At 69.3% G+C, this 13,279-nt stretch carries 10 protein-coding genes and 1 pseudogene; 9 read left to right on the top strand and 2 right to left on the bottom strand.

The window, feature by feature from the left end:
• Window positions 1-77 precede the first annotated feature (77 nt).
• Window positions 78-635 (bottom strand): NAD(P)H-dependent oxidoreductase, encoded by a 558-nt coding sequence (locus ABZX92_RS42255; RefSeq protein WP_355571200.1) that lies wholly within the window; start codon window positions 633-635, stop codon window positions 78-80.
• Between the two features lie 87 nt (window positions 636-722).
• Here ABZX92_RS42255 and ABZX92_RS42250 point away from each other — a divergent pair, with 87 nt between their 5' ends.
• Window positions 723-1,322, top strand: a complete 600-nt coding sequence (locus tag ABZX92_RS42250; RefSeq protein ID WP_355571198.1) for a TetR/AcrR family transcriptional regulator — start codon at window positions 723-725, stop codon at window positions 1,320-1,322.
• Here ABZX92_RS42250 and ABZX92_RS42245 read toward each other — a convergent pair.
• Window positions 1,319-2,137, bottom strand: coding sequence for a FadR/GntR family transcriptional regulator (locus ABZX92_RS42245; protein ID WP_355571197.1), 819 nt, complete (start codon window positions 2,135-2,137; stop codon window positions 1,319-1,321). The genes ABZX92_RS42250 and ABZX92_RS42245 overlap by 4 nt on opposite strands.
• A gap of 102 nt (window positions 2,138-2,239) precedes the next feature.
• On the opposite strand from ABZX92_RS42245, the gene ABZX92_RS42240 reads away from it, so the two are divergent.
• The 8 genes and pseudogenes from ABZX92_RS42240 to ABZX92_RS42205 all read left to right on the top strand — a co-directional run bounded on the left by ABZX92_RS42240 (window position 2,240) and on the right by ABZX92_RS42205 (window position 13,149).
• On the top strand, window positions 2,240-3,508 hold the full coding sequence (locus ABZX92_RS42240; protein WP_355571195.1) for an extracellular solute-binding protein: 1,269 nt from the start codon (window positions 2,240-2,242) through the stop codon (window positions 3,506-3,508).
• Window positions 3,509-3,514: 6 nt separating this feature from the next.
• The gene (locus ABZX92_RS42235; protein WP_355571193.1) at window positions 3,515-4,384 is read left to right on the top strand and encodes a sugar ABC transporter permease; all 870 of its coding nucleotides are present in this window, start codon (window positions 3,515-3,517) and stop codon (window positions 4,382-4,384) included.
• A complete protein-coding gene (locus tag ABZX92_RS42230) occupies window positions 4,384-5,205 on the top strand; it encodes a carbohydrate ABC transporter permease (protein ID WP_355571192.1) in 822 nt (273 codons plus the stop codon). Before ABZX92_RS42235 ends, ABZX92_RS42230 begins: the two co-directional genes overlap by 1 nt.
• 1 nt (window position 5,206) lies before the next feature.
• Window positions 5,207-6,382 (top strand): mandelate racemase/muconate lactonizing enzyme family protein, encoded by a 1,176-nt coding sequence (locus tag ABZX92_RS42225; RefSeq protein WP_355571191.1) that lies wholly within the window; start codon window positions 5,207-5,209, stop codon window positions 6,380-6,382.
• An 11-nt stretch (window positions 6,383-6,393) separates the two neighbouring features.
• Entirely contained in the window at window positions 6,394-6,741 is a 348-nt protein-coding gene (locus ABZX92_RS42220; RefSeq protein ID WP_355571189.1) for an L-rhamnose mutarotase, read from the top strand.
• A 420-nt stretch (window positions 6,742-7,161) separates the two neighbouring features.
• Window positions 7,162-10,001: pseudogene (locus tag ABZX92_RS42215) on the top strand (arabinofuranosidase catalytic domain-containing protein); the annotation flags it as partial.
• A 30-nt stretch (window positions 10,002-10,031) separates the two neighbouring features.
• Complete coding sequence (locus ABZX92_RS42210) at window positions 10,032-10,415, top strand: RICIN domain-containing protein (protein ID WP_355571202.1); 384 nt, start codon at window positions 10,032-10,034, stop codon at window positions 10,413-10,415.
• Window positions 10,416-10,572: 157 nt separating this feature from the next.
• Complete coding sequence (locus ABZX92_RS42205; RefSeq protein ID WP_355571187.1) at window positions 10,573-13,149, top strand: glycoside hydrolase family 9 protein; 2,577 nt, start codon at window positions 10,573-10,575, stop codon at window positions 13,147-13,149.
• Window positions 13,150-13,279 lie beyond the last annotated feature (130 nt).

Here is a 13,279-nt window from a genome sequence, read left to right as displayed (position 1 = left end):
GAGCCCGGCGTGCGGCCGTGCCTCCTTGAGGACGACCTCCTTGCCGTCGCTCTTGCGGGTGGCCTTTCGGCAACGGGTCAGACGGTGGCGGTGGCGCGAGCCGCCAGGCCCTCGACGACCACGGCCAGCTTCTCGGTGACCTCGGGGTCGTCGACGGGGTGGAGGTCGGCGAACCGGACCACGGAGCTCGGGATCGAAAGCGTCAGGTCCTCGGCGACCACCGCGCCGGCGATCTTGGCGGCCTTGCGGGCCTCGTCCTGCGCCCACACACCGCCGTACTGGCCGAACGCGGTGCCGACGACGGCGACGGGCTTGCCGGACAGAGCACCCGCGCCGTAGGGACGCGACAGCCAGTCGATGGCGTTCTTCAGCACGGCGGGAATCGTGCCGTTGTACTCGGGCGAGACGAGCAGCACGGCGTCGGCTTCACCGGCGGCCTCGCGCAGCTTGGTCGCGGCGGCGGGAACGCTGCCCTCGGCGTCGAGGTCCTCGTTGTAGAACGGCACCGCGTCCAGGCCGTCGTACAGGCCGACCTCGACGTGCTCGGGCGCGATCTGCACCGCGGCCTCGGCGAGCCGGCGGTTGTGCGATCCGGCGCGGAGGCTGCCGACGAGGGTGAGGATGCGGACGGCCATGACGTACTCCCAGGGGTGAGGCTGTGTCGGGCGAACGTCGAACTAAACGGGACGCGTCCCGTTTATCTTCCCGGCTAGGCTGTCGAGGTGATCGACGGCACACTGCCCTGGGCCGGGGCGGAGACACAGCTGCGTGCGGACGCGGTGCGCAACCGCGCCCGTCTGCTGGAGGCCGCGGCGCGGCTCGCGGCCGACCACGGCGCGGCGGCCATCACGATGGAGTCCGTCGCCGCGGCGGCCGGGGTCGGCAAGGGCACGGTGTCGCGCCGCTTCGGCGATCGCAACGGACTGCTCCAGGCCCTGCTCGACCACGCGGAGCAGCAGTTCCAGGAGGCGTTCATCAGCGGCCCGCCACCGCTCGGCCCCGGTGCCACCGCGGGCGCCCGGCTGCGGGCGTTCGGAGTGGCTCTGCTGCGCCACGAACAGGCCCACCACGACATCTACCTGGCCGCGGAACCCCCGCCCGGTCGCCGGTTCACGGTGCCGGCGCGGCTGGTGCGCCACACCCACGTCGCGGCCCTGGTGCGCGCGGCCCTCCCGGACGCCGACGCCGCCCTGCTCGCGCACACCCTGCTGTCCTCAGTGGACATCGTGCTGGTCGACCATCTCGTGCGCAGGCAAGGCATGTCGCTGGCACGGGTCGAAGCCGGCTGGCACGAGCTGGTCGACCGGCTGCTCGTGGGCTAGCGGTCCAGGCGGCCGGGCTCGCCCGCGTCGCTGCGCCGCACCAGCCAGGCCTCGGTGATGTGGGTGAACATCGCCTCGGAGGCACCGGCCGGGTCGTGCGCCGCGATGCGTTCGCAGATGCGGCGGTGGCCCTGGTTCGAGGCCGCGCACAACCTGCGGTCGGTCCGGCCCGTGTAGCGGGCCGTGTGGTAGACCTGGCTTTCGAGCGCCCGCACCACGCCTCTCGCGATCCGGTTGCCGGACGCCCGCATGATCAGGTCGTGGAACGCCCGGTCGTGCCGGCGATACGCGATGGGGTCGCCCACCACCTGGTCCATGAGATCGACGAGCGCGCGCAGCCCCTCGACGGTCTCCTGGTCCGCGACCCTGGCGGCGACCAGGGCCATGTCCGACTCCAGCAGCCGCCGGGTGACCACGAGGTCGTCCAGCACGCCGAGCGTGTCGTCCTCGGCGACGACCGCACCCAGGACGAGCTCGTCGAGCATGTTCCACATCGACGGCGGGGTGACCATCGTCCCCGCGCCCTGACGAACATGGACCAGACCCTTCTCCTGCAAGACCTTCACGGCCTCGCGGATGACGGTCCTGCTCACCGAGAACGACTGGCACAGCGCGGGTTCGGGCGGCAGCGACGTGCCGGAGGGGTGCTCGCCGCGCACGATCCGTCCCACGAGCTCGGTGGTGATCGCGATGGCCAGGTTCGCCGGGCGGCGCGCCCACTCAGGGGCGGCGAGTGCGCTCGGCTGCTGGCCTGATGCCGTCATCGTTCCTCCGGTTGCGCCGCCGTCGCCGATGCGATGGAGCGTGCCGATCACTGTAGCGAGGATGGCCGATTGACGTAATACGTCATACGAATTACGTTCACCACACTTCGTCGGGCCCCTCGACGCCCGGCCCATCTCGGGAAGTGAGCAGCAATGAAGCAGCGCACACTGTGGTCCGCAGCCCTGGTGGTGGGGCTGACGCTGACAGCGGGTTGCGGGAGCGCCTCCGGACCGGGTTCGTCCTCCGGGTCGGGCGACGAACTCGTTGTCTGGGACTGGAAGTCGGGCGACCCGAAAGCGGCCGGGTACGTGGAGAAGGCCAAGGCCGACTTCGCGAAGAAGCATCCCGGCGTGCACGTCGAGTTCGTGGCGCAGCCGTTCGACCAGTACTACACACTGCTCGGCGCGGCCATCCAGTCCGGCAAGGGGCCGGACGTCATCCTGTTCAACGGCGGCGGCCAGATCCGCGACCGCTCAGACGCGCTCGCCCCGCTCGACTCCTACGTGGCCGAGGACAGGCAGCGGCTGGCCGGGTGGGACGCGTTCACCAAGGCGGGCAAGGTCTACGCGGAGCCGGTGACGTTGCAGGGCCACCCGATCTACTACAACAAGGACCTCTACTCCAAGGCCGGCCTCAACCCCGACGCTCCCGCCAGGACGCTGGACGGGTTCATCCGCGACTGCGGTGTCATCACCCAGAAGACCGGCGCGAAGTGCTTCGCGCTGGGCAACAAGGAGGGCATCGGCATCCAGTTCTGGTTGTCCGCCCTGGGTTCCGCGGTGCTGACCCCGCAGGAATACGACGACTGGATCGCCGGGAAGCGCAACTGGTCCTCGCCGGACGTCAAGAAGATCTTCGAGCTGTGGCAGCAGGCCGGTGCCTCCGGGCTGAACACCGACGGCGCCAACTCCACCGCGATGTTCAACGACGCGTTCGCCTCCTTCAACTCCGGCAAGGCGGCCAACGTCATCGGCCTGATGTCGGATGTCGGGCACTGGAAGGACTTCGGCGAGTTCCTCACGCCGGAGAAGGTCGGCGTCACGGTGGCGCCCGTGGTCAACCCGGCGGCCAAGCCGAGCCTGCCCTTCGACGGCGGCATCGGTTACGCCGTCGCGAAGTGGACCAAGGATCCGAAGCTCGCCGCGGACCTGGTGCGGTCGCTGACGTCGACCGACGCGCTCAAGGCGTTCTACCTCGACGGTGGCGCGATCGCGTCCGACACCACGATCGACACCTCCGCGGGCGGTCCGGCGGTCAAGACGATCGTCGCGGAGGTGAAGAGCGGCAAGCCCGCCCTGCACGTCGCTCTGGGCTCCAAGACGATCGACCTCATGGGACGTCTCTCCCAGCAGTTGCTCAGCGGTTCGATCACGGTGGACGAGGTGCTGCAGCAGCTGGCCGCCTCCGACAAGACCGGCTGAGCCGGCGTGGCCGGATCACGGGCCGAGCGGCTGGCGCCCCTGGTGTTGCTGGCGCCGGCCGTCCTGATCATCGCAGGGCTGCGGTTGTGGCCGCTGGTGCTCGGGATCAACTTCTCCTTCACCGGCGACAGCGACCGCGACGGCGTGCCGGTCGGGTTCGACAACTACCTGACCCTGCTGGGAGATCCGCTCTTCCGCACCGCGTTGCGCAACGTGGGCCTGCTCGTGCTGCTGCTGCCGGTGGCGGTGGCGATCCCCGGGCTGCTCGCGACCTTCATCCACCTGAAGGTGCCGGGGCATCGCCTGTACCGCGGTGTCTACTTCTTCCCCGCCGTGCTCTCCCCCGTGATCGTCGGCGCGATCTTCACCCTGCTGCTGGCCTTCGACGGTCCGCTCAACACGCTGCTCGGCGGTCTGGGCATCGGGCCGGTGGACTGGCTCGGCGATCCGGACGTGGCGATCTTCGCGGTCGTCGGGGTGCACGTGTGGGCGACGTTCGGCATGGCGCTGGTCGTCTTCCTGGCCGGGTTCGCCACCCTCGACTCCTCGCTGCTGGACGCGTCCAGAGTGGACGGTGCGGCGCTGCCGCAGACGATCTGGCACGTCGTGATCCCGAGCCTGTCGCGCACCATCCAGTTCGTCTTCGTCACCACGATGATCGGCATGCTGACGTCGATGTTCGGCCTGGTGTACGTGATGACGAGCGGCGGGCCGGAGGGGTCGACGTACCTGCCCGAGTACTACGTCTGGATCCAGCAGGGACAGCTGAGCCGGCCCGCGCTCGCCTCCGCGGCGTCGACCGCGTTGTTCCTGATCATGCTCGTGGTGGGACTGGCCCAGATCGGCATCCTGCGACGTGCCGGCAAGGAGGACTGATGCCCAGGCTGAGCAGATGGGTCGTCACGATACCGATGGCCGCGCTCGCGCTGGCCACGATCTACCCCCTGGTGTTCACCACCAACGTCGCCATGAAGACCCGCCGCGAGTACGTGCTCGGCCGGTTCGCCCTGGCCGATTCCGTGAGCTGGGACAACATCGTCAAGGCGTGGACGAGCGTCGGGATGTCCCGGTACTTCCTCAACTCGGTGGTCGTCGTGGCGTGCTCGGTCGCGCTGCTGCTGGTGTTCGGGTCGATGGCGGGGTTCGCGCTCGCCCGGCTGAAGTTCCGCGGTTCGTCCGCGCTCTTCCTCGGTGTGCTCGCCGCGTTGTTCGTCCCGTTCCAGGTGATCATGGTGCCGCTGGCGCGGATCATGGCGGACACCGGGCTCGTCGACACCTACCCGGGACTGGTGCTCGCGTACGTGGCGCAGTTCCTGCCGTTCACGATCTTCCTGCTGACGAGCTACTACTCGACCGTGCCGCCCGACATCGTCGACGCCGCGCGCATCGACGGGAACACGGTGTACGGCGTCTATTGGCGGATCATGCTGCCGATCGGTGCCCCGGCGCTGCTGTCGGTCGGCGTGCTCAACGCGTTGTTCTGCTGGAACGACGTGCTCATCGCGTTGCTGATGATGCCGTCCGCGGAACACCGCACGCTGATGGTCGGCGTCACGTCGTTGCGCGGCCAGTACTCCGACGACATCCCCACGTTCGCCTCCGGTGTGCTGATCGCCGCTGTACCGGTGCTGGTCGTCTACCTGTTCCTGCAACGCCAGATCGCCGACGGTGTCACCGCCGGGTCCACGAAGGGCTGACATGCGCATCACCGGATACCGGACCATCACGACGGTGCAGAACTGGGGCCGCCCTGTCGGGGACGCCAACGGCGTGTACGCGGACGGCCTCGTCCGGGTGCCGATCGTCGTCGTCGAGACCGACGAAGGCATCACCGGCGTCGGACTCGGCCCCTGTGTGGAGATCGAGAACGTCTTCGCCGCCATCGAGGGCGAGGACCCGCGGTCGGTCACCGCCCTCTACGACAGGATGCTGCGCCGGATGTTCAAGGCGGGCCACGCCGGCGCGGTGTTCGGGACCATCGGCGCCCTCGACACCGCGCTGTGGGACATCAAGGCCCAGGCGGCGGGAGAACCGCTGTGGCGGCTGCTCGGCGGACGCGACCGCCGCGTACCCGCGTACGCCTCGGGACTGGACATCGCGTTGGACGACACCGAGTTCGTCGCCGTGTACCAGGCCTACGCCGACGCCGGGCTGCGCGCGGCGAAGATCAAGGGCGGCCTCGACGTCGAGCACGACGGCTACCGGCTCGGCCTGGTCCGCGACGTCCTCGCCCCGGCCTGCCGGGGAACGCGGCCGAGCCTGATGCTCGACGTGAACGAGACCTGGACGCGCAAGCAGGCGGTCCGGTACGTGAGCGAGCTCGAACGCACCCTCGACCTGACGTGGATCGAGGAACCGGTGCGGCGCTGGGACGTCGAAGGGCACGCGGCGGTCGGGCGCGGTATCCGCGCCTCGGTCGCCACCGGGGAGAACCTCACCGGGCTCGAACAGCACCGGGCGCTCATCGCGGCCGGAGCGGTCGACATCGTGCAGACGGCCGCGGTCTGGGGCATCACCCACTTCCTGCGGGTCGCAGCTCTCGCGCACGCGCACGACCTGCCCGTCAGTCCCATCGGCACGACGCCGGCCGGTCTGCTGCACGCCGCCACGTCGGTGCCCAACCACCTCGTGAGCGAACTGCAGGACCTCCAGCCGCCCGTGGGCGTCTCGGTGGACCTGCACGTCGAGGACGGCACCTACGTTCTCGGCGACAGCCCCGGCCTGGGCGTGCGCGTGGACGAGGACGCGATCGCCCGGTCGAGCCACCTGCTGCCCGATCCGCTGGCCGGTGGTTCGCACATCCGGCCCGAACGCGCGGGACATCGCCTGCACGCGGTAAGTGCGAACGCCGAAAGCGCTGTGCTCAACGCCTGAGAGAGAAGCCCATGAACCGCACCCAGCGCTACGGCATGATGATCCGGCTCCGCCCGGAACACCGCGAGGAGTACCTGCGGCTGCACTCCGCCGTCTGGCCCGCTGTCGAGCAGACGATGCTCGACGCCAACATCCGCAACTTCACCATCTTCCTGCACGGCGATCTGCTTTTCGGCTACTACGAGTACATCGGTGACGACGACGAGGCGGACCAGGCCCGCATCGCCGCCGACCCGGAGACCCAGCGCTGGTGGACGTTGACCGACCCGTGCCAGGAGTCGCCGGCGCCGCCCGGTTCCGGCCACTGGTGGGTTCCCATGCGGGAGGTCTGGCACCTGGACGACCCCGCTTCCTCCTGAGCTGACCCGAAAACACCGCCAGTACCCGCATTCGCGGGGCGATCGACGCTGCCGTTCGCGGCGGTAGTCCGCCAGGGTGCGCAACGGCTCAGGACCGGCGCGCACCCCGGCCGCCTGGTCGACCAGGGTGACCGCGCACCCCGGACACCCACTCGGCCGCCCGCTGTCGAGCGGAACGGTCCAGGGCGAACAGCTCGAAGGCCGATGGCGCCAAGGTGATTCCAATGGCCCGCCAACGGGGTCGCGAACCAGCAGTGGCAGCTCGTCTGGAGCCTGACCACGCCCACTGGTCGAACGGAACAGTCGAACGAACCGGTTCGACTCACACGACCCTTGCCGTGAGAAGCGCACTGCGCGTACGTTCATTTCTCGATCGAACCGGTTCGACTCTCGTCTCCCCTGACCTGTTTCGGAGTCCTCATGGTTCAGCGACGAACCAGCACTGCCCTCCTGGCCGTACTGGCATCCGCCTTCGCGTTCGCGGGAGCGGCCCCGGCCCACGCCGCGAACGAGTCCATCAGCGTCAACTTCTCCGTCACGAACGGCACTCCCACCTACCGCGCCTCCGGCTGGATCTACGGCATGACGGAGAACGGCACAGGTCCCGCCGACCACTTCTACCGCGACGTCAAGTTCCGGTACATGCGGGCCGGTGGCGCCCAGCTCGACAGTCCCGGCGGCTGGGTCTCCGGCAAGTACGACCGGCGGTGGAACTCGACTCGCGCGCAGCTGCTGCGCACCCGTTCGCTGGGCGGCGAGTTCGTCCTGCTGGCCCACGACCTGTGGGGCGCCGACGGGTATCCGATCTCGCGTTTCCCCGGTGACAACGGCAACTGGACCGACTACGACAACTTCCTCAACCGGCTGATCGACGACGTGCGGGCGACCGGTGCGCCAGTGCAGTGGGACCTCTGGAACGAACCCAACATCACGACCTTCTGGAACCGGCCGCAGTCCCAGTACTTCGAGCTGTGGCGGCGCACCTACCAGCGCGTCCGGGCGGCGTTCCCCACGCACCTGATCGTCGGGCCGAGCCTCGCGGGCGTGCCGTCCACCGGCGGCTGGTGGACCCAGTACCTGGACTTCGTGCGCGCCAACAACGTCGTGCCCGACATCATCAGCTGGCACTCACTGCCGGGCGACCCGGTGTCCAATGTGGCCACCGCGAACCAGACGCTCGACTCGCGCGGCATCCCGCACCCGCGGCCGTACCAGATCAACGAGTACGGCGCCGGCAACGAGCAGAACCCCGGCGACGGCTCGTGGTACATCGCGCGACTCGAACGAGCCGGCGCGGACGGCCTGCGCGCCAACTGGGCCAGCTCCGGCAACCTGCACAACGATCTCGGCAACCTCCTCGTCCGCAACTCGGCCGGCCAGCACCAGTCCAAGGGCGAGTGGTGGGTCTACCGCTTCTACGCCTCGCAGACGGGCGCGATCGTCGCCACGACACCGAGCCAGTCGTACGACTCGTTCGCCACGAAGGCGAACGGCGTGGCGAAGATCCTCGTCGGCGGCGGCAGCACCACCGGCAACGTCGCGGTCGCCCTGCAGCGCCTGGACACCACGACCGGCATCGTGCAGAACAACCAGGTGCGCGTGCTCGTCCAGCGCATCCCGTACAACAACGGCGGCGCGGTCCAGGGACCCGTCACCGTGCAGAGCACGGTGATGTCGTTGAGCGGCAACGGCATCACGGTCAACCTGCCGCACAACAACGCCGACGAGACGTTCACCGTCACGCTGCTCCCGCCGGGCAGCAGCGGTTTCCAGACCGTCGCGGCCGCCCAGCACTCCCAGCAGTGCCTGGACAACACGAACCTGAGCGCCGCCGACGGCAACCCGCAGCAGCAGTTCTACTGCGAGGGCGGCGACCAGCAGCTGTGGAACTTCACCCCGGTGACCGGCACGGCCGACACCTACACCGTCGTGAACCAGCAGTCGGGCAAGTGTCTCGACGTGAGCGGCTCCTCGACCGCTGACGGTGCCGCCGTCACGCAGAACACCTGTTCTCCCGGTTCGGCGAGCCAGCAGTACACGCTGCGGAAGGTCACCTACAGCGGCAACGATCCCCACGACTACCAGCTCGTCGCGCGGCACAGCGGCAAGTGCGTCGACGTCAACGGAGTCTCCACCGCCGCAGGTGCCCGGATCATCCAGTGGGCCTGCAAGCCTTCCGGCCAGACCGGCGACCTCAACCAGACCTGGCGACTGTGGAGCAGCTCATGACCGCGAAACTCTCGGCTGCGGCGGCGTTGTGCTTGCTGATGGCAACGGCCGTGACACCGGCGTCGGCGGCGGGCACCGGGCCGTGCGACATCTACGCTTCCGGCGGCACACCCTGCGTGGCCGCGCACAGCACCGTGCGGGCGCTCTACGGCTCGTACAACGGAAACCTCTACCAGGTTCGGCGTTCGTCGGACAACACGACCAGGAACATCCCCGTGCCGGCGGCGGGCGGCACGGCGGACGGGGCGGTCCAGGACGCGTTCTGCGCCGGCACCTCCTGCGTGATCACGGTGGTCTACGACCAGTCCGGCCACGGGAACGACCTGTGGTACCAGGGTTCGAGCGTCGTGCCCGGCTCACCCCAGAGCAGGCCCGCGACCGCGACCTCGGAGTCGCTGACCGTCGGCGGCGGCAAGGCCTACTCGCTCTACATCAACCCCGGCAACAGCTACTGGCGTGACGGGCACCTGAGCGGCGTCCCCACCGGCAGTGCGCCGGAAGGCATGTACATGGTCACCAGCGGCACGCACGTCAACGGCGGCTGCTGCTTCGACTACGGCAACAGCGAGACGACCAGGAAGGCCGACGCCGCCGGGGCGATGGACGCCATCAACTTCAGCACCCAGTGCTGGTTCGGCGGATGCCAGGGCACGGGCCCGTGGGTCCAGGCCGACCTCGAGTGGGGGCTGTTCCCCGGCGGCAGCAAGTCGTGGAACCCCGGCCAGCGAGCGTTTCCGAACAAGTTCGTGACCGCGATGCTGAAGAACAACGGGACCTCGCGGTTCGCGATGAAGGGCGGCAACGCGCAGTCCGGTGACATGACGACGTTGTGGGACGGCTCGCTCCCGTCCGGCTACAGCCCCATGAGGAAGCAGGGCGCGATCATCCTCGGCAGCGGCGGCGACTGTTGCAAACCGGACGGTGGCGCCAACCTCAGCGCGGGCACCTTCTACGAGGGGGCGATGGTCGCGGGCTACCCGTCCGACGCGACCGAGAACGCGGTGCAGGCCAACATCATCGCGGCCGGCTACAGCACGGGCGGCAGCGGCACGACCGGAGCGGTGCGCGGACTCGGCTCCGGCAGGTGCCTCGACGTCAACGCCGGCGGCACCGCGGCGGGCACTCCGTTGCAGATCTGGGACTGTCACAGCGGAACCAACCAGACCTGGACGCGCACCGCGTCCGGGCAACTGACCGTCTACAGTGGAGACAGCACCAGGTGTGCGGCGGCTCAGAACAACCAGACCGGCACCGGCACCGCCGTGGTGATCACACCGTGCGACGGCGGGGCGGGCCAGAAGTGGCAGTTCAACGCCAACGGCACCGTCACCGGCACTCAGTCGGGGCTCTGCCTGGACGTCAACGGCGGCGCCACCGTCAACGGCTCCAAGATCATCCTGTGGACGTGTCACGGCGGCGGCAACCAGCAGTGGTCCTTCGGATGAGGTAGTCACCACTACCACACGCAGATCGGCAACACTGGTCCGAGTGGCGGGTCCCCGTAGCGGCTGAACGGCGCTTGTCGGCGTCGTTCAGCGCGCCCTACGGTCATGTGGGAGCGCTCCCAGAAATCCCGTCGACGAGGACGGAGAACCTCACGAGATGAGATCGCAACCCCTAGGCCTGCTCGCTTCCGCGCTGGTGGTGACACTCGCCGCGACCAGTTTTCCCGCGGCAGGCACAGCCTTCGCGGCCGACTACGAGCGCGTGCTCAACGGAAAGTTCGACAGCGGTGCCGCCGACCCCTGGTGGAGCAGCGCCGGCGTGACCAACCGGATCACCGGCGGTGAACTGTGCGCGGCGGTCACCGGCGGGACCACCAACCCCTGGGACGCGCTGGTCGGCCAGAACGGCGTCCCGTTCGAGAGCGGGCAGTCCTACACGTTCTCGTTCGACGCCCACGCCACCAGCGCGCAGACCATCGCCGCGGCGGCGGGCGAGAGCGTGAGCCCCTACCGCGGGATCGCCAAGCAGGATTTCGCGCTCACCACCGCGAAGCAGCACTTCACCTTCACCTTCACGTCCACATTGGACTTCCCCGACGCGGGCAACGGCCAGGTCGCCTTCCAGCTGGGCGGTCAGGCCGCCGACAACACCATCTGCGTGGACAACGTCTCGCTGGTCGGTGGCGTGAAGCCGCCCGGCGGCGTGACCCCCAACCCCACCAAGAAGGTCCAGGTCGACCTGGTGGCGTACGTGCCGGGTCTGCCCAAGCGCGCCACCCTCGTCTCCACGGCCACCACGCCGCAGACGTGGACCCTCAAGAACTCCGCGGGCGCGGCGGTGGCGACCGGTCAGACCACGCCGAAGGGAGCGGACGCGGCGTCCGGCGACTCGGTGCACCTGATCGACTTCTCGTCGTTCGACACGCCGGGCACCGGGTACACGCTGTCCGTCGGTGCCGACAGCAGCTTCCCGTTCGACATCTCCGCCGACCCGGTCAAAAAGCTGCGCTACGACTCGCTCGCGTTCTTCTACCACCAGCGCAGCGGCATCGCGATCGACGCGCAGTACGTCGGCACCGAGTACGCGCGCCCGGCCGGCCACGTCAACGTCGCGCCCAACCAGGGCGACAACAACGTGCCGTGCCGCGCTGATCTGGCCTGTGGCTACACGCTCGACGTGCGCGGCGGCTGGTACGACGCGGGCGACCAGGGCAAGTACGTGGTCAACGGCGGCATCGCGGCCTGGCAGCTGCTCAACTCCTACGAGCGGGCCACGCGAGTCGGCGACGCCTCGGCGTTCCGCGATGGCACGCTGGCCATCCCGGAGAAGTCCAACGGCGTGCCGGACCTCCTCGACGAGGCGCGCTGGGAGGTCGACTTCCTGCTCAGGATGCAGGCACCGGACGGCATGGCGCACCACAAGATCCACGACGCCGCCTGGACGGCGCTGCCCACCCGTCCCGAGCTGGACGACCAGGTGCGCCGGCTGTCCGCGACCAGCACGGCGGCGACGCTGAACCTGGCCGCGGTGGCCGCACAGGCGTCCCGGCTCTGGCGTGGCATCGACGCGGCGTACTCGGCGAAACTTCTCGCGGCAGCGCGGAAGGCTTACACGGCGGCCAAGGCGAACCCCGCCAAGCTCGCCGACCCCAACGACAACGTCGGTGGCGGCGCGTACGACGACAAGACCGTGAGCGACGAGTTCTACTGGGCCGCCGCCGAGCTGTACACGACCACCGGTGACGTCACCTACCGGGCCGACGTCACGTCCTCCCCGCACTACAAGGCGGCCAGCCTGAGCAGAGCGGGCTTCTACTGGGGCGGCACGGCTCCGCTGGGCGACATCACGCTCGCCTTGGTGCCCAACGGTTTGCCGGCGGCGGACGTCACGGCGATCAAGTCCGCGTTCGCTTCTGTGGCGGACCAGCACCTGGCCGCGATGGCGACCATGGGTTACGCGACGCCGTACGACAACAGCACCGACGGGTACGTGTGGGGCTCGAACTCCGGGGTGCTGAACAACGCCCAGGTGCTCGCGCTGGCCCACGACTTCACCGGTGCGGCCAAGTACCGCGACGGCGTGTTCGAGGCGCTGCACTACCTCCTCGGCCGCAACCCGCTGAGCACCTCGTACGTGGCGGGCTACGGCGACCAGGCCGTCCACAACGTGCACCACCGGTTCTGGGCCCACCAGAACGACCCCGCCCTGCCGACCGCGCCCGCCGGATCACTTTCCGGCGGCCCGAACAGCGGGCTGCAGGACCCCGTGGCCCAGCGGCTGCTCGTCGGCTGCCCGCAGCAGAAGTGCTGGGTCGACGACATCGGCGCCTACTCGGTGAACGAAGTGGCGGTCAACTGGAACTCCGCGCTCGCCTGGGTTTCCGGCTGGGCGGCGGAGAAGGCCGGGACGCCGGTGACGAAGCCGGACTGCGAGGTGCGCTACGAAGCGCAGAAGTACCAGGGCGGCCTGACCGCGCACGTGTCGCTCACCAACACCGGCACCACGGCGTGGAACGGGTGGAAGCTAGCGTTCGCGTTCCCCGGCAGCCAGCGGATCACCCAGGGGTGGTCGGCGAACTGGAACCAGACCGGCCGCGACGTGACCGCGACCAACATGCCGTGGAACGCGCGGATCGACCCGGGCAAGTCCGTCTACATCGGATTCAACGCCTCCGGCACCGGAGCCGATCCGGCGGCGTTCACCATCAACGGCAAGAAGTGCGGAACCGGCTGATCGCCTGAACGACCGCCGCCGCGCAGGCCGAGCTCGTCGGCCGGCGGCCGTAGAACCACAGCACGAAGTCACTGGCCGTGGCCGTGGCGGACACGTCGGCCTCACCGTCGACCACGCCGATCCGTGCGCC

It is taken from the genome of Lentzea sp. NPDC006480 (assembly GCF_040611995.1).
Classification (GTDB): Bacteria; Actinomycetota; Actinomycetes; order Mycobacteriales; family Pseudonocardiaceae; genus Lentzea.
The sequence above is the reverse complement of the archived record's forward strand: the minus strand, read 5'-3'. Positions and strand labels throughout refer to the sequence as shown.

Coding starts and splice junctions, on each gene's coding strand:
- ABZX92_RS42225 (WP_355571191.1), top strand. CDS start 5,207: ATGCGCATCACCGGATACCGGACCATCACGACGGTGCAGAACTGGGGC.
- ABZX92_RS42230 (WP_355571192.1), top strand. CDS start 4,384: ATGCCCAGGCTGAGCAGATGGGTCGTCACGATACCGATGGCCGCGCTC.
- ABZX92_RS42220 (WP_355571189.1), top strand. CDS start 6,394: ATGAACCGCACCCAGCGCTACGGCATGATGATCCGGCTCCGCCCGGAA.
- ABZX92_RS42205 (WP_355571187.1), top strand. CDS start 10,573: ATGAGATCGCAACCCCTAGGCCTGCTCGCTTCCGCGCTGGTGGTGACA.
- ABZX92_RS42255 (WP_355571200.1), bottom strand. CDS start 635: ATGGCCGTCCGCATCCTCACCCTCGTCGGCAGCCTCCGCGCCGGATCG.
- ABZX92_RS42240 (WP_355571195.1), top strand. CDS start 2,240: ATGAAGCAGCGCACACTGTGGTCCGCAGCCCTGGTGGTGGGGCTGACG.